Origin of the sequence: Methylobacterium longum, from assembly GCF_022179385.1 — a bacterium.
Classification (GTDB): Bacteria; Pseudomonadota; Alphaproteobacteria; order Rhizobiales; family Beijerinckiaceae; genus Methylobacterium; species Methylobacterium longum.
The window spans coordinates 53758-72670 of sequence record NZ_BPQS01000004.1; the positions used below are offsets into that span (position 1 = coordinate 53758).

Consider the following 18913-nt stretch of genomic DNA (forward strand, 5'->3'; position numbering starts at 1 on the left):
GGCAATCCGATCGATCCGAGCTGCGGCAGCCCGTGACAGCTTCTGCGCTCCGCGATGTCGCGGTCTCTCGGCGCAAGACAGGCCTGATTCGGTCTCCGCTCAGTATCGGTATCACAACTTCCGGTTTGTCTCAGGGTGAACGATATTTTTTCACAGTGGTTTTCTACCGACATCTGTTCTCGTAGTTTGTCATGCGACCGATGGCTCTACGCGTTCAATGATCCGTAAAGACAGGAACTCGGTCGGCATATGTCCGGATGGTCTTGAGCACTCCTATGGCGCCGGATCAAGATTTACTCTCGAATTAGTGCTGTAAATCTACACTGCGGCTTATAACAATGTATACGGTTTCGATCGGAACGCGCGTCGTCCGGCCTGGAGCCCGCTGGCCAGGGCACCCGCAGCCTGCGCCGGACGAAGGTCGCCCTGACCGGCCGGGGAACCGACAACCTTCGCGCCTGTCGGCGTCCTGGTCCTGCCGAACGGCCGAGCATCGTGGGCCGCCTCGGCGTCGCGGCGGACGACGCACCGGTGCCGTCCGGACAGTCCGACATCGGATGAGTACCGCGGCAGACGCGATGGAAGCCGCGCCCGGGGGGGCAGGGCGCAAGCTTTGCTTTACGGATGCCGCTCGCCATGTAGCGGCCCATGATCCGACTGATCCCCAGCCTGCCTGCCCTCTACGTCGCCGCACGCGTCGTGTGGCCGAGCCCGTGGCCGCTCGCGCTCAAGCTCGGCGTCACCCTTCTCCTGCTCGCGGCGTCCCAGTATCACCTCTGGAGCCGCCTCTCCTCGGGGTCTGTCTTCGCGCCGGAGTTCCCGCGCCCCGTCGTCATCCTGTTCAACTGGGCGTTCGGTGCGCTCGCCCTGGCGGCGCCGATGCTCCTCGCCCTCGATGCCGCGGCGCTGGTTTGCGGGGTCCTGCCCGGAAGCGGATGGGCGATCCCCCTCGAAGCGCGCTACGCGGCGGCCCTCGCGGCCGTGGCGCTGGCGGCAGCGGCCGTGTCGCAGGCCGTGCGCGTGCCGCCGCTGAAGGAGGTCGCCGTGACGATACCGGACCTGCCCCTCGGCTTCGACGGCTACACGATCCTCCACCTCTCCGATCTGCACATCAGCCGCCTGTTCCCGATGCGATGGGCGCAGGCCGTCGTCGCGCGTGCCAACGCCCTCGGGGTCGATCTGGTCGTGGTGACCGGCGACTTCATCGACGGCTCGCTCGCGGCCCGGCGGACCGACGTCGAGCCGCTGCGCGGCCTGCGGGCCCGGGACGGCGTCTGGGCCGTGCCGGGCAACCACGAGTACTTCTTCGACTACGGGGCCTGGATGCGCCACCTCGCCGGCCTGGGGATCCGCGTGCTGGCCAACGCCCACATGGTCCTCAGGCGCGGTGGCGGTGCGCTCGTGGTGGCCGGCGTCACCGACCGCTCGGCACGCGCCACGGGCCACCCGAGGCCGGACCTCGCCGCCGCGCTGGCGGGCGCGCCCGCGGAGGCGCCGGTGGTGCTCCTGGACCACCAGCCGGCGAACGCCGCGCGGGCGGCCGCCCACGGGGTGAGGCTGCAACTGTCCGGGCATACCCATGGCGGCATGATCCGCGGCTTGGACAGGCTGGTGGCGCGGGGCAATGCGGGGTTCGTCTCCGGGGCGTACCGGGTCGGAGGCATGCTACTCTACGTCAGCAACGGCACCGCGCTGTGGCCGGGCTTCGCGCTTCGGCTCGGCCGCCCCTCGGAGTTGACGCGGATCACCCTGCGGGCCTCCGCGTAGCCCCGCCCGGGCCCTCCGGCGGGGCGCCGCAGGGTGGGGGCGCCGCGCGCGGAGGGCGAAGCGTCGGGATGGAGCGATCATGACGGCGGAGCGATCGGAGGGGGCGGGACAACGCCGCGTCCTCGTTCTGGGGGCGACCGGCACGATCGGTCGGGCAACCGTGCGGGCGCTGGTGTCCCGCGGTCATGCGGTCGTCTGCCTCGTCAGGCGTCCTGCCGGCACCGCCGGCGTCGCGGGCGCCACCGAGCGGATCGTGGATCTGGCCGATCCCCTGTCCCTGGCGCGCGACGGTATCCGCGGCGAGCGGTTCGACGTGTTGGTCTCGTGCCTCGCGTCGCGAACCGGATTGCCCGACGACGCCTGGGCGATCGATTACGGCGCGCAGGTGCACGCCCTTCACGCGGGCCGGGCGGCCGGTGTGACGCAGGTCGTGCTCCTGTCGGCGATCTGCGTGCAGAAGCCGAGCCTCGCCTTTCAGCACGCCAAGCTGGCCTTCGAAGCGGTGCTGATCGCTTCGGGGCTCGACTACACGATCGTACGGCCGACGGCCTTCTTCAAATCGCTCTCGGGGCAGATCGATCGCCTGAAGCGCGGCAAGCCGTTCCTGGTGTTCGGCGACGGAACTCTGACGGCCTGCAAGCCGATCAGCGACGACGATCTGGGCCGCTACCTCGCGGACTGCCTCGACGACCGGGAGCGGCGCAACCGCGTGCTGCCGATCGGCGGGCCGGGCGAAGCGATCACGCCGAAGGCGCAGGGCGAGCGGCTCTTCGCCCTCCTGGGGCGCGAGCCGCGCTTCACGCACGTCCCGGTGAGGCTGCTGGATGTGATCGTCACGGTGCTGGCGACGATCGGACGATGGGTGCCGGCCCTGGCCGCCAAGGCCGAACTCGCGCGGATCGGCCGCTATTACGCGACCGAATCTATGCTCGTGCTGGATCCGGTGACGGGGCGATACGATGCCCAGGCCACCCCTTCGACGGGGTCGGAGACGCTGTTCGACTATTACGCCCGCGTGATCCGCGGCGAGGCGGCCGCGGAGCGTGGCGACCACGCGGTATTCTGACGATGCTCCGATCTGGGGACGCCCGTGGCCTCGGCGCGCTTCCGATGCGGTTGGAGTGCTGCCGGCCCGCCTCCGAGCGGCATGCGCGCCGAGCGGACGGGGTCGTCCGGCCCGGTCTCATCCCAGGCCGGGCCGGCTGAACGGCGTCGGGCCTGTCCAGGGACGGGCATCGGCCGGCTGCCCGCGGCTTCCGGCCGACGGGCCGTGCCTTCCTCGATGACGGATCGCTCAGGCCGCGCCCAGACCGCTCGCGGAGCCGCGGCCTGAGCGATCCGCCAGCACGGCAGCGCTCCTGTAGTCACGCGGATTCAGGCCGTGGCGAGCTTTGAAGCGACGGGAGAAGTGCGCCTGGGTGGTGAAGCCGCACTCGTACGCCACGACCCCGATCGGGACTGCGAAGCCGTCCGGATCGGCCAAGCGCTCGGCGGCGACCGTTAGACGACGGTCCCAGATGTATTCGGAGATGTGCCGGCCGCGCTCGTGGAACAACTCCTGTAGCCGGCGCAGCGACACGCCGACCGCGGCGGCAAGCTGCGGTGGATCGAGGCTCGGGTCCGCGAGGTTCGCCTCGACGAAGGCCTTGGCGCGCTGGACCGTGGCGCTGCCGTGGACGGTACGGGGGACCTCCCGGGCCAGTCGATCGGCGAAGCTGGCCACGATCAGGTCGGTGCCGATCTCGGCCATGCGGGCGGCCGCCTCCGCGTCGAGCCGGTCGCGAACGCCGATCAGGTCGCGAAAGAACGTTTGCGCCAGGAATGTAGAGCCGGCATCGGCTTCGAGGGTGAGCGCCGTGTAGAGCCGGGTCGGGCCCAGGACGCTCTCCAGGCGCGAACGGGGCAATTCGAAGAACAGGTACTGGCTGTCGGCGTCCGACGCGACGACGCCGGGTCGCTGGTCGAGCACGACGATGTCGCCCGGCCCCTGGACCGAGCACCGGTCGTCCTGAAGGCTCGTCGTGCCGCCGGCGATCACGAAGGCGACGCAGACCATGCCCTCAGACCGCCGACGCCGGAGCGTGGTGGGTGTCGCCTCGCTCCGGACGGATCTCTGCGCGATGCGGCTGATGACGAGCGGGCCGATTTCGGCGATCTCCAGACGCGCCGCGAAGGGGGAGTCGTCGAGACGCTGTTGTTCGATGGGCTCGCACTGGTCGAACAGTGTTTCCCGCCAGAGCGTGAAGCTGTTTCGTGGATGAAGCCCAGCGGTCGTGAAGAGCGTGTGCATCGACAGTCCGGAACCCACTTGCCCCGATCGCGGGAGCGCGGGCCGTTCCCGCCTTAGATTGTATATAATCTGCAGTGACAATCCCGTCGCGTCCGCCAGTGTCCGCCCTTGGGGCGCCCGTCCTCATCCCCTCTGCGGATGCCGCCCCGCCCGGAGGCCTGATCTGCACGACCGTACCGGCGGCGAGGGCGGGGCAGGGCCCGCGCCGCTCCCCTGCGGGGTTGCGCTGCGGCCGGCCCTTCGACCGGGGTGCGACGGCCGGGATCGTTTCGGGGCGGAGACGGGTGCGCGCTCAGTCGATGGCGGGCGCGCTCGCGCGATTGTGACGAAGCCGGAGCAGATTGCAGACCGACGCGACATTCGTTCGGGAGCTCCGAGCGGCAAGCCCGTCCCGGGCGCTCGGTCCCTGAAGACGGCTCGCCCTCACGGCGTGCTCGCCCTCTGATCCCTCCTCGAAGGGCAGGGCGCCGTCGACGATGCCGGACATGGGCCGGGACCGGATCCTGGGACGCCCGAACCGGCCTGTCGGCCGCCGGGGCTTCGAGGCCGGTTCTCGCCAGGGCGCCGCCATCACCGGCCCAGGGCCCTCTCGACCGTCGCCCGGTAACCGCTGGCCATCGGCGAGCCGTCGCGCCAAGCTGTGCGGAACAGGGGAACGCCATGAAAAGCCTTCTGCGCGCGGCCGCGCTGCTCGTCCTCGCGTTCGCCGGCGGCGCTGCGCAGGCCAAGGTTACACGGCTCGAGATCGCCTCTCGGCAGGCCTACGGTTCGTTCAAGGCCGGCGACTACGTGCGCCTGGATGGGCGCATCGCCGGGGAGCTCGCGCCCGACGCCTCCGACATTCCCGATCTCGGCAAGGCGACCCGCACGGCCGCCGGTCAGGTCGCCTACAGCGCGCGCATCATCCTGTTCATCCCCGTGGACCCCGCCGCAGGCAATGGCGCGCTGCTCGTCGACGTGCCCAATCGCGGCAAGGCCTACGCTAATGCGCTCTACAACAGCCCGCGCACCCGCCCCATGCCGTCCGGCACCCTCGATGCCGGCACCGGCTTCCTGGAGGATCGCGGCTTCGCCGTCGCCGAGGTGTACTGGGAGCTTGGACAGGGGGCGGATCTGCCCGCCTTCACCGACGCCGACGGGACGCGGCGCTTCGTCGAGGGCGTCGGCTTCGCCATCGTGCGCGATGCCGCCGACTTCCTGGCACATGCCGCGGCCGACACGGCCGGGACGCCGAACCCGCTGGCCGGGACGATCAGCCGGACGCTGGCCACCGGCAAGTCGCAGGACGGCCGCTTCCTGAAGACGTTCCTGCTCCACGGCTTCAACGTCGCGGAGGGGCGCCGGGTGTTCGACGGCCTGCACGTCTTCGTCTCCGGCGCCGGGCTGCTGCCGATCCTGCGATCGGGCACCGGGCCGGACTCGAGCGCCGACAAGACGCCGAACTTCGCCGATCCGGACTACCCGGGCGTCCATGACGGCCCGCTCACAATCGGCGCGATCGTGGCCGCGGTGGAGGCCCGGGGCGAGGTCCCCCCGAAGATGATGCTGCTCAATTCGACGGTCGACTACAGCTCGCTGCGCGCCTCCCTCGGCCGGAGCGGCGCGCACGGCACCGCCGACCTGCCGCTCCCGCCGAGCGTGCGGATGTACGATGTCGCCGGCGCCTCGCACGTCACCGTCGTGAAGGCTCCGGCCTGCGACCTGCCGCCGGGGCGGCTCGACTGGGCGCCCGTCGCCCGCGCGACGCTGCAGCGGCTGGACGACTGGGCCGCACGCAACGAGGCGCCCCCCGCCACGCGGCTGATGCCGCTCCAGCCCGCCAGGGATGACCCAAGCGTCCTTCAGGCGCCGAAAAACCTCCCCGCGGCCGTCGTCCAGGTGCCGCAGCGCGACGCGGACGGGAATCCCATCGGCGGCGTGCGTCTGCCGGACATCGCGGTACCGTTGGGCGTGCACGGCGGCCAGAACGCGCCGTTGACGACCTTCACGTGTTCGCTGGTCGGCGCGTACCAGCCGTTCGCGTCGACTCAGGCGGCGCGCGACGGCAGGCACCCGTCCCTGGCCGAACGGTACGCGGATCAGCAGGATTACGTGAACAAGGTCCGCGTCGCGGCCCGCGCGGCGGTCGCGGACGGCTTCCTGCTGCCGGAGGATGCAGCCGTCATCGTCAACGCGGCTGCCGAGAGCCCGGTCGTCGAGCAGAAGGCGCAGGCCGGGCCGCCCCGCTGACCCGCACCCCTGTTGGACGCGCGACGCTGGCCTCAGCCATGGCGATGCGAGGCCAACCTATGGGCGGCCACCGCCCGTCGCGGGCATCGAACCCGCGCCGCGTCCTCACGACAGAACCAGTCTCCGACCGGCCGCGGGCGGACGTCCCGGGAAGCGACGATGGCGGCTGCGGATCGGCGATCGATCTCGGCCCCGAGCCGGTCGCGAGATCGCCCCGGAGGATCGCAGGAAGCCCCGTGGGCCCCGCTAAGTCCCGGCCGCCGCAGCACTATCGCTGCCGAGCGTCGGGCGCTGACTTTTCACCAGGAAAGCCTGGTGGAGCTGAGGGGATTCGAACCCCTGACCTCCGCAGTGCGATTGCGGCGCTCTCCCATCTGAGCTACAGCCCCGTCGAGGCGCCGGCCTTGTAGGCGCGGGCGGCTCAGCCTGTCAATTCCTGTTTCAACGTCGCCCGCCACGCGCCGCTCCGGCGCAGGGTTGCGGGCGCCCCGAGGAGAGCGCGCGAACCCGCATGAATGCCCTGATCTGGCTCTTCGACACGGTCGTCCAGCTCTTCATCTACGTCCTCATCGCCAGCGCGGTCCTCAGCTGGCTCGTGGCCTTCAACGTGGTGAACGTGCGCAATCCGATCGTCGCGCAGATCGGCGAGGTCCTTTACCGGATCACCGAGCCGGTGCTGCGGCCGATCCGCAACCTGCTGCCCAATCTCGGCGGCGTCGATATCTCGCCGATCATCCTCATCCTGCTGCTGCTCTTCATCAGCCGTCTGCTGCATGAATACGCTGTGCCCGCAGCCTACGTTTACACGCAGTAGGATCGAACGCCTGTGAAGACCAATCCCGGCCGCTTCTTCGAGGATTTTCGCCTCGGCGAGACCATCCGTCACGCCACCCCCCGCACCGTCACGGTGGGCGATGTGGCGCTCTACACGGGCCTCTACGGGCCGCGCTTCGCGGTCCAGTCGTCGGACGCGTTCGCCCGCGCCTTCGGCTATCCGAAGAGCCCGCTCGATGACCTGCTCACCTTCCACATGGTGTTCGGCAAGACCGTGCCGGATGTGTCCCTGAACGCGCTGGCCAATCTCGGCTACGCCGAGGGCGGGTTCCGGCGTCCGGTCTATCCGGGTGAGACCCTGTCGACCGTCTCCGAGGTGATCGGCCTCAAGGAGAGTTCGAACCGCCAGACCGGCGTGGTCTACGTGCGCTCGGTGGGCTCGGACGAGGGCGGCGAGACCGTGCTGAGCTATTGCCGCTGGGTGCTCGTGCGCAAGCGCGATCCCGCGGCGGCCATCGCCGAGGAGCACGTGCCGACCCTGGCCAAGGTGGTCGATCCGCAGGATCTCGCGGGCGCCCTGCCGCCGCTCTCGGCCGCCGCCTACGACACGGATCTGGCCGGCAGCCCGCATCGCTTCGCGGATTACGCGGTCGGCGAGAAGATCGACCACGTCGACGGCATGACCGTCGAGGAGGCCGAGCACCAGATCGCCACGCGCCTGTTCCAGAACACCGCCAAGGTGCATTTCGACGGGCTGGCCGCCAAGGAGACCCGGTTCGGCCGGCGGCTGATCTACGGCGGCCACGTGATCTCGCTGGCGCGCGCGCTCAGCTTCAACGGGCTGGCCAACGTGTTCGCCATCGCGGGCATCAATGCCGGTCGCCACGTGGCGCCGCTGTTTGCCGGCGATACGGTCTATGCCTGGACCGAGGTGCTGGCGACCGCCGATGTCGGCCGCGCCGATGTCGGGCTCCTGCGCCTGCGCACGGTCGCCACCAAGAACCAGCCCTGCGGCGCCTTCCCGGACCGCGCCGGCGAGGGCTACGATCCGGCCGTGATCCTCGACCTCGACTACTGGGCGTTCGTGCCGAAGTAGGCCGGGGTCCGGCGCGCGGGCCTGAAGCCCATGGCGGCGACCAAGGCCCCGCGCGTGGGCGCCGTGACGGTGCGGCGGGCCGCGCCGGAGGACGCGGCCGCGATCGCCGCGATCCACGTCGCCGCCTGGCACGAGACGTATGCCGGCCTCCTGCCCGACGCGATGATTTCCGCCCTCACGGTCGAGGTGCGGCAGGCGTGGTGGGCGCAGCTCCTCAGCAACCCGCCGGCGACGCCCGGCGGCGCGGCCTATGTGGCCGAACGCGGCGGGAGGCCTGTCGGGTTCGGCACGTGCAATGCCCAGCGCTCCGCGGTTCTGGCTGCGGCGGGCTTCGACGGCGAGATCAGCAGCCTCTACGTGCTGCGCGCCTCTCAGGGCCGCGGGGTGGGACCGGCGCTCATGGCGCGGATGGCGACGCGACTGCAGCGGGCGGAGTACCGCGCCGCCGGGCTCTGGGTGCTGCGCGAGAACGCGGTCGGCCGCGGCTTCTACGAGAGCGTCGGCGGCACGCAGCTCGACGGGGACGCGGGCCTCCGCGCCCTGGGCCGGTTCACGGAGGTCGCCTACGGCTGGCCCGATCTCGCGACGCTGGCGGCCCTCGCAGGGGATCCAAACTCGCGGTCGCCGCCGCGCCGCCCGCCGCCACGGCGGCGCGACGGCGGCTGACCGGAGCCCGGCGCCTCAGCGGAGGCCGCCCCCCACGACGCCCCCCACGACGCCCGCCTCGACCGCCAGCGAGAGGCGGTCCGTGACGGCCCACGCGACGCCGACGCCCGCCACCGGCCGCACCGCGATGTCCTGACGGGTGAACGGCAGCGTCGACGGCGTCGGCCCGACGCGCAGGGTCTCGCGGAGGGCCACGCCGCCACCCTTGGCGTAGAGCAGCACGTCCGGCGTCAGCAGCGTCCCGACCTTCACCTCCAGGGTGCCGGCGAAATCGCGGGCATAGGAGCGGCGCCCGTAGGCCGGCGTCAGGTTGCCGTCGAGGCCGGCCAGATAGTCGAATCCGCCGCTGAGGCCGTAGAGGATCGAGCCCTCCTGCCACATCCGGCCACCCTCGAAGCCGAGCGTGGGGCCCGCGTAGCTGCCGGAATGGCGGGTGGTGGTCACCGCGTACCCGGTCGAGAGTCGCGCGTAGGAGCCGGTCCAGCGGCCGTCCGCATCCTCGGCCGGCTGCGGCCATGCGAAGGAGGGTAGCGGCGCGAAACCGATCGCGGGCCAGAGGAGGGCCTGGGCCGCGGCCGGCGATGCCTGAAGCAGGCCGATGCCGAGACCGAGACTGGCGGCACGGCGGCGGAGCGGACGCGAAGCGGCACGGCGAGTCATGCGGCCATGGTAGCCGAAGGCGCCGGGCCGAAACAGGGCAGGCGAGGGCGCGCCCGCCGCATCCCGGCGGTCCCGGCCGGCACGCCTGGGAACACGAGGACCACCGCCGGTTTGCAATCTGCGTGGATCGGCGAGAGGCAGCGGGTGCGATGCAGGGATATGGAGCGGCGTTCGGCCTGGGCTTCGTGGCCGGGATGCGCAGCATGTCGGCCTGCGCCGCCCTGACCTGGGCCGCCGCGGACGGCCGGACGCGGGGTGCTCTCATCCCAGGCGGTTCCGGAGCACGGACCCTCGCCACGACGGCGGCCCTTGCCGAGATGGCGGGGGACAAGATGCCGTTCGCGCCCGACCGGCGGATCCCGCCCTCCCTCGCGGTCCGGCTGGCCATCGGCGCGGCGGGCGGCTGGGCCCTCACCGGGAGTCGAAGCCGCCCCGCCTACGGGGTTCTGGCCGGGCTGGCGGGCGCGGTCGCCGGGACGCTGCTGAGCCGCGCGGCGCGGGGAGGCGACTCGCGCACCGGGCCCGGCCGGGCGCGGGGGCTTGCCGAAGATGCTGCCGCCGCCGGACTGGCCGCGATCGTCGTGCTCAAGGCCGAGCGCCAGGAACGCTGACGCACACGCCCGAGAGGGGCCGGTGCAACGAGGCGGGCGCCCTCCAGCGCTTCGGCCCCTCCGCGACGACGATGGGGATCTCGTGGAGCCCCGCGGGTGCCGCTTCCGCCTCGGATCAGTCGCGCACGACCACCTGGGTGCCGACCCGGACCCGGTCGTAGAGATCGACCACGTCCTTGTTGGTCATGCGGATGCAGCCGGACGAGACCGCGGCGCCCATCGTCTCGGGCTCGTTCGAGCCGTGGATGCGGTAGAGCGAGGAGCCGAGATACATGGCGCGCGCGCCCAGCGGGTTGTCCTGGCCACCCGCCATGTAGCGCGGCAGGTCCGGGCGGCGGGCCAACATCTGCTGCGGGGGGCGCCAGTCCGGCCATTCCTTCTTCATGGTGACGGTCTTGGTGCCCGACCACGAGAAGCCCTGCCGCCCGACGCCGACGCCGTAGCGGACCGCCGCGCCGCCGCCGAGCACGTAGTAGAGCCGGCGCTGGCGGGTGGAGACCACGATGGTGCCGGGCTTCTCCTTGCCGGTCCACGCCACCGTCTCGCGGGGGATCGCCTGGCTGCGGAAGATGTTGAGGAAGTCCGCGATCGGACCCCGGTCCAGCGGGTTGGCCGCCGCCGCCGGGGCGCTCCCGAGCAGCAGGGCCGCGAGCCCCAATAGCGCGATCCGTCTCGACATGGTCTCTATCCTCCGTCCGTCGTGGCGGGGCCTTCGCGGCGGCCCCGTGCTCGTCGGGCGAGCCGGCCCGGACTTCACGGCAAGGTTGAGGCCGGTCCGCCAGGATGCGCACTTCCGGACGTGGCTGTGTGCTGCGTGCAACACCCGGCCGGCGGCGCGACGCCGTGGGTGATTGCGCGCGGCGACAGCCATGCTTATCTCAGGGCCGTGATCCGATCCGCCGCCCTTCTGGCTCGCCGCGTCGCGGGCCTGCCGGACCGCCTCGCCCGGGGCCTCGCCGCGCTGGCGCTGCTCGTCCTCGCGACGGCGGCGCTGGCCGCCGCGCCCGCACGGGCTGAGGCCCCGCGGCCGGAGGGACCCGCCTGCGCCGTCGCGGGCCCGCGCCTGTCGGTTCTGTCGGGAGCGCCGGACGCGCAGCCCGAGGCCAAGCGGTCGGTCTTCGGCCGCACCGATCTCTGCGCCGCCGATTGCGAGATCCTCACCGAATTGGGGCTGCCGCGCCCGCCGGTCGAGGCGCCGCGGCCCCGTCACACGGTCTCCGCATCGTTCGAGTACAGGTCCGACAGCGTTCCGGCGTCCGCGCCGGACGGCTCGCCGCACCGGCCTCCACGCTTGGCCTGACGCGCGCCCCGGCCTCGCGGCCGGGAGGCGTGCGCGCCTGTTCCGATCTTCGTCCGACCGGCCTCGTGACCGGTCCCGGGATCTGACTCGATGATGCGCGGGCCCACGCTCCGCGCCAGCCCCAGCAGACGCATGCTTTCAGGAGCGTCGGTAATCGTGACCCGCACTCTGTCCGCCAGAACCCTCTCCTCGTTCCGCGCCTCGTTCGGCGCCTCGGCCCGCGCGACGGCAGTCGTGCCCGCGGCCCTGCTCCTCCTCGGCCTTGCGGCCTGCAATCCGAAGCCGGTCGCCGCGCCGACGCCGCCCGTGCCCGAGGTCGGTTTCGTCAAAGTGGAGCCTCAGGCGATCCCCTACCTGCGCGACCTGCCGGGCCGCGTCGCGCCGATGCGGATCGCCGAGGTCCGCTCCCGGGTCTCGGGCCTCGTGGTGAAGCGGCTGTTCGAGCAGGGCAGCCAGGTCAAGGAAGGCGACATCCTCTACAAGATCGACCCCGCCCCCTACGTGGTCGAGCTGGCGAGCACGGAAGCCGTGCTGGCCCGCCAGGAAGCCGCCCTCGTGCTCGCCCGCCAGCAGGCCGACCGGCTCGAGCAGCTGCTGACCCGGGCCACCGCCAGCCAGGCGCAGTACGACGCCGCCTTCGCGGCCAAGAAGCAGGCGGAAGCCGAGGTCGCCGGCGCCAAGGCGGCCCGCGACCGGGCGCAGCTCAACCTCGGCTGGACCGACGTGCGCGCGCCGATCACCGGCCGCATCGGCCGGGCGCTGCTCACCGAGGGAACCCTGATCGAGCCGGGCTCCACCGGGGCCCTCGCCACGATCCAGCAGCTCGACCCGATCTACGTCGACATCACGCAGTCGGTGGGCGAGTTGAACCGCCTGCGCCGGGACCTCGCCAGCGGCGAGCTGGCGCGGCTCGAAGACAACACCGCCAACGTCCACCTGATCATGGACGACAATTCCCTCTACCCGCTGGCGGGCCGGCTGCTGTTCTCGGACGTGACCGCCGACCCGAGCACCGGCCAGGTGACCCTGCGGGTGCAGTTCCCGAACCCGCACGACGAGCTGTTCCCCGGCATGTACGTGCGGGCGCGGATCAAGCAGGGCATCGATTCCGACGCCATCGCGGTCCCGCAGCAGGCGATCCAGCGCACCGACGACGGCCGCGCCGAGGTCTGGGTGGTGCGCGCCGACGAGACCGTCATGCGCCAGCCGGTCGAGGTCGGGCCGGTGGTCGGGCAGAACTGGCTGATCCGCTCCGGGCTCAAGGCCGGCGAGCGGGTCGTGGTGGACGGATTCCAGAAGATCACCGTGGGCGCCAAGGTGAAGCCCCTCGACCAGACCCCGGTCCACGGCGAGGCCGGCCCGAAGCACGATGCCGACGAGGCCCCCGACGCGCCCGGCGACAAGGCGGAGGTCGCCCCGCGCGCCGCCGCCGTCCAGCAGCGCCACTGAGCCTGGAGAAGCCCGATCATGGCACGCTTCTTCATCGACCGCCCGGTCTTCGCCTGGGTGGTGGCCCTGTTCATCTGCCTCGGCGGCGCGCTCGCCATCCCGAACCTGCCGGTGGCGCAGTACCCGGTGATCGCACCGCCCTCGATCGCGTTGTCCACGGCCTATCCGGGGGCCTCGGTGGAGAGCCTCTACATCGGCACGACCCGGCTCATCGAGGATGAGCTGAACGGCGCGGCCAACATCATGAGCTTCGAGTCGACCACCGACTCGTTCGGCTCGGTCAACATCACCGCCACCTTCCAGCCCGGCACCGACCCGGCGCTAGCCTCCGTGGAGGTCCAGAACCGGCTGAAGCGCGTGGAGGCGCGCCTTCCGGCCGAGGTGCGCCAGCAGGGCATCCTGGTCGAGGAGGCCTCGGCCGCGACCCTCAACATCATCACCCTCGTCTCCAAGGACGGGTCGATGGACGAGGTCGGCCTGGGCGACTTCCTGATCCGCAACGTCATCAACGAGATCCGGCGCATCCCCGGCGTCGGGCGCGCGACGCTGTACTCCACCGAGCGGTCGCTGCGCGTCTGGGTCGATCCCGACAAGCTGCGCGGCCTCTCGCTCAGCGCCTCGGATGTGACCGACGCGATCCGCAACCAGAACGTCCAGGTCGCCTCCGGCTCGGTCGGCGCGCAGCCGAGCCCGACCCGGCAGGCGCTCACCGTGCCGATCATCGTGAAGGGCCAGCTCGGCACCATCGAGGATTTCGGCGCGGTCGTGCTGCGGGCCAATTCCGACGGCTCCAACGTGCGCCTGCGCGACGTCGCCCGGATCGAGCTCGGCGGCGACGCCTACCAGTTCTCCACCCGGCTGAACGGCGGCCCGGCCGCCGGCATCTCGGTGACCCTCGCCCCCGACGGCAACGCGCTCGAGACGGCCCGGGCGATCCGCGCCAAGATGGTGGAGCTGTCCCAGTTCTTCCCGCCGGACCTGAAGTGGGACATCCCCTACGACATCACCCCGGCGGTGGAGGCCTCCATCGAGAAGGTGCTGCACACGCTGGTCGAGGCGGTGGTGCTGGTCTTCCTCGTGATGTTCCTGTTCCTGCAGAACATCCGCTACACCCTGATCCCCACCATCGTGGTGCCGATCGCCCTCATGGGCACCGTCACGGTGATGTGGATCTCGGGCTTCTCGGTGAACGTGCTCACCATGTTCGGCATGGTGCTGGCCATCGGCATCCTGGTCGACGACGCCATCGTGGTGGTGGAGAACGTCGAGCGGATCATGAACGAGGAGGGGCTGCCGCCGAAGGAGGCCACCAAGAAGGCCATGGGGCAGATCACCGGGGCGATCATCGGCATCACCCTGGTGCTGATCGCCGTGTTCATCCCGATGGCGTTCTTCCCCGGCTCGGTGGGCATCATCTACCGGCAGTTCTCGATCGCGATGGTGACCTCCATCGCGTTCTCGGCGCTGCTCGCCCTGTCGCTGACGCCGGCGCTCTGCGCGACCTTCCTGAAGCCGATCGAGAAGGGGCACGGCCACGCCAAGGGCGGCGTGTTCGGGCTGTTCAACCGGTTCGTCGACCGGGAGACCGCCCGCTACGGCCGCGGCACCGCGGCGTTCATCCGGAAATCCGGCCGGGTAATGCTGGTCTACGTCGCGCTCGTGGCCGGCACGGCCTACGCCTTCGTCAACCTGCCGGAGGGCTTCCTACCGGTTGAGGACCAGGGCTTCTTCACGGTCGACATCCAGACCCCGCCGGGCGCCTCCTACAACCGCACGCAGGAGGCGGTCCGCAAGGTCGAGGAGCACCTGCTGGCTCAAGCAGGCGTCGCCACCGTGACCATGCTCAACGGCTTCTCCTTCTCGGGGCAGGCGCCGAGCACCAGCCAGGCCTTCGTCACCCTGAAGCCCTGGAGCGAGCGCGATGCCAAGAACTCGGCTGCCGCCCTCGTCGCCAACACGAACGCGGCGCTCAGCACCTACCGCGACGCCACCGTGGACGCCCAGGAGCCGCCGCCGGTGGACAATCTCGGCAACGCGGCGGGCTTCTCGTTCCGCCTGCAGGACCGGGCCAATCGCGGCTACGCGGCCCTGCTGTCGGCCCAGGAGCAGCTCCTGAAGCTGGCCTCGCAGAGCCCGATCCTCCAGAAGGTGAAGATCGAGGGCCTGCCGCCGACCCCGCAGGCGGAGCTGGTCATCGATCGCGAGAAGGCAGCCGCGCTCGGCGTCAGGTTCGAAGACATCAACGCCACGATCCAGCTCAACCTCGGCTCGGTCTACCCGAACGACTTCCCGAACCGCGGGAAGATGCAGCGCGTCTACGTCCAGGCCGAGCAGCTCCAGCGCATGAACGCGTCGGACATCCTCAACTACGCGGTGAAGAACGCCACCAACACGATGGTGCCGATGTCGTCCTTCGCGGAGCTGAAATGGGGGATGGGGCCGAGCCAGATCGTCGGCTTCAACGGCTACCAGTCGGTCCGCTTCACCGGCGAGCCGAACCCCGGCTACACGTCGGGCGATGCGATCAACGAGATGGAGCGGCTGATGCTCCAATTGCCCAAGGGCTTCGGCTACGCCTGGACCGGGCAATCCTATCAGGAGAAGCAGGCGGGCAGTCAGGCGAGCCTGCTGCTGGCGCTGTCGGTGCTGATCGTGTTCCTGTGCCTCGCCGCGCTCTACGAGAGCTGGGCGATCCCGGTCTCGGTCATGCTGGTGATCCCGCTGGGCGTCATCGGCGCCGTGGCGGCCGTGTACCTGCGCGGCATGCCCAACGACGTCTACTTCAAGATCGGCCTGATCACGATCATCGGGCTCTCGGCCAAGAACGCCATCCTGATCGTCGAGTTCGCCAAGGATCTCTGGAAGCCCGGGACCTCGGTGGTGCGGGCCGCCATCGAGGCGGCGACCCTCCGGTTCCGGCCGATCGTGATGACCTCGCTGGCCTTCATCTTCGGCGTGGTGCCGCTGGCCATCGCCACCGGCGCCGCCTCGAAGAGCCAGCAGGCGATCGGCACCGGCGTGATGGGCGGCATGATCACCGCGACCGTGCTGGCGGTGTTCTTCGTGCCGGTCTTCTTCGTCGCCGTGATGCGCCTGTTCCGGCGGAAGGCGGTGGCGGAGGGCGAGCGGGCGGAGGCGGAGACGCGGCGCGAACCCACGCGGGTGGCGGCGGAGTGAGGCGCTGGGGACGACCTCCGTAGCGCCACCGGGGAACACCGCGTCCTCCCGCCTCCTCCGCGGGGGAGGGGGAAGCGCACGTCGCTGCGTGCGCGATGCCGCGGCGCCAGGGCCGTCCAGCCAACATGGGATGAAGCGGGGAAAACGCGTTTTGGAGGACGTGTAACGTCACTCACCCGCGACAGGCTCGGCCGCCGTCTTGTATACGGATGGTCCGAAGCTTGCTGACGCCGCGGTGGACACCGCCGGGGCTGCCGGCCGGTGGCGCATTCACGGTCTCGGAGATCCGCTTGTCCCGTTCAGCCCTGAAGACCCTCGCCCGCGGCGTGTCCGCGGCCGCGGTCGCGACCCTGGCGTTCGCGCTGCCCGCACAGGCCGCCAACGTCTTCCGCTTCGCCTTCCAGGGTGACCTGAAATCCCTCGATCCGTACTCCCTCAAGGAGAGCTTCACCGAGGGCATGCAGCAGGCGGCCTACGAGTCCCTCGTCACCCTCGACAAGAACCTGAAATTCGCCCCCGGCCTCGCGGAATCCTGGGAGACGCCCGAGCCGACCCGCTGGCGCTTCCACCTGCGCAAGAACGTCACGTTCCACGACGGGACGCCGTTCACCGCCGACGACCTGCTCTTCTCCGCCCAGCGCGTCCGGGCCTCCGGCTCGAACTTCACCACCAACGTCCCGGCCGATGCCGAGTTCGTGAAGGTCGACGACTTCACCGTCGACATGGTGCTGAAGAAGCCGAACCCGATCGCCATCGCCCAGTTCCCGACCTGGGTGATCATGTCGAAGACGTGGTCCGAGAAGAACAACGTCGTCCAGCCGACGCCGCCCAGCGCCACCAGCCCGAGCTACGCCACCCTGCACGAGAACGGCACCGGCCCGTTCGTCATCACCGAGCACCAGCCCGGTGTGAAGACGGTGTTCAAGAAGTTCCCCGGCTACTGGGGCAAGGTCGAGTCCAACCTCGACGAGGCGGTGCTCACCACCATCGCCAACCCGGCGACCCGCGTCGCCGCGCTCCTCTCCGGCGAGGTCGACTGGATCGATCCCGTGCCGCTGCAGGACCAGCAGCGGGTCAACGCCAGCGGCACCGCCACCGTGATGGCCGGTCCCGAGCTGCGCACGATCTTCCTCGGCATGGACCAGGACCGGGACGAGCTGAAGGACTCCTCCGTCAAGGGCAAGAATCCGTTCAAGGACATCAAGGTGCGCGAGGCGTTCTACCTCGCCATCGACGAGGACACGATCGCCAAGCGCGTGATGCGCGGGCAGGCGGTGCCCTCCGCGCTGATGATCGCCCCGGCCCTCTACGACCGCGGCGCCGAGTTCAAGCGCCCGGCCACCGACCTCAAGAAGGCCAAGGAGCTGATGGCGCAGGCGGGCTACCCGGACGGGTTCTCGCTGACGATGGACTGCCCCAACGACCGCTACGTCAACGACGAGGCGATCTGCCAGGCGGTTGTCTCGATGCTCGCGCGCATCAACGTCAAGGTGAACCTGAACGCGCAGCCGAAGGCCAAGTACTTCGCCAAGGTGCTGGCCCCGGCCTACGACACCTCGTTCTACCTGCTGGGCTGGACCCCGTCCTCGCTGGACAGCCACAACATCCTCTACGAGATCGTCGGCTGCCGGAAGCCCGGCGACAAGTCGGGCCGCGGCAGCTGGAACCTCGCGGGCTACTGCGATCCGAAGATCGACGAGATCGCCGACAAAGTCGAATCCGAGACCGACAAGGCCAAGCGCGACGCCCTGATCAAGGACGGCTTCGACGTCCTGAACACCGACTGGGGCTACATCCCGCTGCACCAGCAGGCGCTGGCCTGGGGCGTCTCCAAGAAGGTCCACCTGACCCAGCGCGCCGACAACCTGCTGCTGCTCTACTGGGTCTCGAAGGATCCGCAGTAGGCGCGCGGGGTGCTCGCCTTCCTGCTGCGCCGGGTGATCCAGGCGGCCGCGGTGCTCGCGGTCGTCGGGCTCATCGCCTTCGCGATGTTCCGGTTCGCGGGCGACCCCGTGAACCAGATCGTCGGGCCCGACACCACCGTGGCCGAGCGATCCCAGATCCGGACGGATCTCGGCCTCGACGATCCGGTGCTGGTCCAGTTCGTCCGCTACGCCGGCAACGTGGTGCGGGGCCAGTTCGGCATCTCGTACCAGTTCCGGCAGCCGGTCTCGCAGCTGCTCGCCGAGCGGATGCCGGCGACGCTGGAACTCGCCTTCTGCGCCACGGTCTTCGCCCTGGTGGTGGGGATCCTGATGGGCGTGTACTGCGCGCTTCGGCGGGATTCCTGGATCGCCGGCCTGTTCCAGGCGGTCTCTCTGATCGGGATCAGCCTGCCGACCTTCCTGATCGGCATCCTGCTGATCTACCTGTTCTCGGTGACGCTCGGCGGGCTGCCCTCCTACGGGCGCGGCGACACGGTGCGGCTCGGCTGGTGGACCACCGGCTTCCTCACCGCCTCCGGGCTCAAGGCGCTGATCCTGCCCTCGGTGACGCTGGGCCTGTTCCAGATGACGCTGATCATGCGCCTGGTGCGCGCCGAGATGCTGGAGGTGCTGCGCACCGATTACATCCGCTTCGCCCGGGCGCGGGGGCTCACCACCCGCGCCGTCCACCTGCGGCACGCCCTGAAGAACACCCTCGTGCCGGTGATCACCATCGCGGGGCTGCAGCTCGGCTCGGTCATCGCCTTCTCGATCATCACCGAGACGGTGTTCCAGTGGCCCGGCATGGGCCTGCTCTTCGTCCAGGCCGTGCAGAACGTCGATATCCCGATCATGTCCGCGTACCTGCTGCTCGTCGCGCTGATCTTCGTGACCATCAATCTCGTGGTCGACATCCTCTACACGGTGGTCGATCCGCGCCTGCGGCTCTCGACCGGGCGGGCGGCGTGA

General features: G+C 70.5%; 15 protein-coding genes and 1 tRNA gene. 12 read left to right on the plus strand and 4 right to left on the minus strand.

Features of this window, described 5'->3' with window-relative positions:
- Positions 1 to 648: 648 nt before the first annotated feature.
- Positions 649 to 1767 (plus strand): metallophosphoesterase, encoded by a 1119-nt coding sequence (locus MFF58_RS05045; RefSeq protein ID WP_238285761.1) that lies wholly within the window; start codon positions 649 to 651, stop codon positions 1765 to 1767.
- A 79-nt stretch (positions 1768 to 1846) separates the two neighbouring features.
- Complete coding sequence (locus MFF58_RS05050; RefSeq protein WP_238285763.1) at positions 1847 to 2833, plus strand: NAD(P)H-binding protein; 987 nt, start codon at positions 1847 to 1849, stop codon at positions 2831 to 2833.
- A 228-nt stretch (positions 2834 to 3061) separates the two neighbouring features.
- Here MFF58_RS05050 and MFF58_RS05055 read toward each other — a convergent pair whose 3' ends face one another.
- Positions 3062 to 4057 carry a helix-turn-helix domain-containing protein gene (locus MFF58_RS05055; protein ID WP_238285765.1) on the minus strand — a complete coding sequence of 332 codons (996 nt, stop codon included), beginning with the start codon at positions 4055 to 4057 and terminating at the stop codon, positions 3062 to 3064.
- A gap of 660 nt (positions 4058 to 4717) precedes the next feature.
- Between MFF58_RS05055 and MFF58_RS05060 the strand changes: the two genes are divergently transcribed.
- Positions 4718 to 6286, plus strand: coding sequence for an alpha/beta hydrolase domain-containing protein (locus MFF58_RS05060; RefSeq protein WP_238285767.1), 1569 nt, complete (start codon positions 4718 to 4720; stop codon positions 6284 to 6286).
- A 313-nt stretch (positions 6287 to 6599) separates the two neighbouring features.
- On the opposite strand, the gene MFF58_RS05065 is transcribed toward MFF58_RS05060, so the two are convergent.
- Positions 6600 to 6675 (minus strand) — tRNA-Ala (locus MFF58_RS05065).
- Positions 6676 to 6797: 122 nt separating this feature from the next.
- Between MFF58_RS05065 and MFF58_RS05070 the strand changes: the two genes are divergently transcribed.
- The 3 genes from MFF58_RS05070 to MFF58_RS05080 are packed head-to-tail and all read left to right on the plus strand — an operon-like array spanning position 6798 to position 8822.
- Complete coding sequence (locus MFF58_RS05070; RefSeq protein ID WP_238285768.1) at positions 6798 to 7100, plus strand: YggT family protein; 303 nt, start codon at positions 6798 to 6800, stop codon at positions 7098 to 7100.
- A gap of 12 nt (positions 7101 to 7112) precedes the next feature.
- Positions 7113 to 8156 carry a MaoC family dehydratase gene (locus MFF58_RS05075; protein ID WP_238285769.1) on the plus strand — a complete coding sequence of 348 codons (1044 nt, stop codon included), beginning with the start codon at positions 7113 to 7115 and terminating at the stop codon, positions 8154 to 8156.
- A 30-nt stretch (positions 8157 to 8186) separates the two neighbouring features.
- Positions 8187 to 8822 carry a GNAT family N-acetyltransferase gene (locus MFF58_RS05080; protein WP_238285770.1) on the plus strand — a complete coding sequence of 212 codons (636 nt, stop codon included), beginning with the start codon at positions 8187 to 8189 and terminating at the stop codon, positions 8820 to 8822.
- Positions 8823 to 8837: 15 nt separating this feature from the next.
- Here MFF58_RS05080 and MFF58_RS05085 read toward each other — a convergent pair whose 3' ends face one another.
- Positions 8838 to 9482: an outer membrane protein gene (locus MFF58_RS05085; protein ID WP_238285771.1), complete on the minus strand. Its 645-nt coding sequence runs from the start codon at positions 9480 to 9482 to the stop codon at positions 8838 to 8840.
- A gap of 149 nt (positions 9483 to 9631) precedes the next feature.
- Between MFF58_RS05085 and MFF58_RS05090 the strand changes: the two genes are divergently transcribed.
- The gene (locus tag MFF58_RS05090; protein ID WP_238285772.1) at positions 9632 to 10093 is read left to right on the plus strand and encodes a hypothetical protein; all 462 of its coding nucleotides are present in this window, start codon (positions 9632 to 9634) and stop codon (positions 10091 to 10093) included.
- Positions 10094 to 10208: 115 nt separating this feature from the next.
- Here MFF58_RS05090 and MFF58_RS05095 read toward each other — a convergent pair whose 3' ends face one another.
- Complete coding sequence (locus MFF58_RS05095; RefSeq protein WP_238285773.1) at positions 10209 to 10772, minus strand: L,D-transpeptidase; 564 nt, start codon at positions 10770 to 10772, stop codon at positions 10209 to 10211.
- A gap of 168 nt (positions 10773 to 10940) precedes the next feature.
- Between MFF58_RS05095 and MFF58_RS05100 the strand changes: the two genes are divergently transcribed.
- The 5 genes from MFF58_RS05100 to MFF58_RS05120 all read left to right on the plus strand — a co-directional run bounded on the left by MFF58_RS05100 (position 10941) and on the right by MFF58_RS05120 (position 18913).
- On the plus strand, positions 10941 to 11393 hold the full coding sequence (locus MFF58_RS05100; RefSeq protein ID WP_238285775.1) for a hypothetical protein: 453 nt from the start codon (positions 10941 to 10943) through the stop codon (positions 11391 to 11393).
- A gap of 234 nt (positions 11394 to 11627) precedes the next feature.
- Positions 11628 to 12842: an efflux RND transporter periplasmic adaptor subunit gene (locus MFF58_RS05105; RefSeq protein ID WP_494337833.1), complete on the plus strand. Its 1215-nt coding sequence runs from the start codon at positions 11628 to 11630 to the stop codon at positions 12840 to 12842.
- An 18-nt stretch (positions 12843 to 12860) separates the two neighbouring features.
- Complete coding sequence (locus MFF58_RS05110; RefSeq protein ID WP_238285777.1) at positions 12861 to 16019, plus strand: multidrug efflux RND transporter permease subunit; 3159 nt, start codon at positions 12861 to 12863, stop codon at positions 16017 to 16019.
- A 290-nt stretch (positions 16020 to 16309) separates the two neighbouring features.
- Positions 16310 to 17923, plus strand: coding sequence for an ABC transporter substrate-binding protein (locus tag MFF58_RS05115; protein ID WP_238285778.1), 1614 nt, complete (start codon positions 16310 to 16312; stop codon positions 17921 to 17923).
- A gap of 9 nt (positions 17924 to 17932) precedes the next feature.
- Positions 17933 to 18913 (plus strand): ABC transporter permease, encoded by a 981-nt coding sequence (locus tag MFF58_RS05120; RefSeq protein ID WP_238285779.1) that lies wholly within the window; start codon positions 17933 to 17935, stop codon positions 18911 to 18913.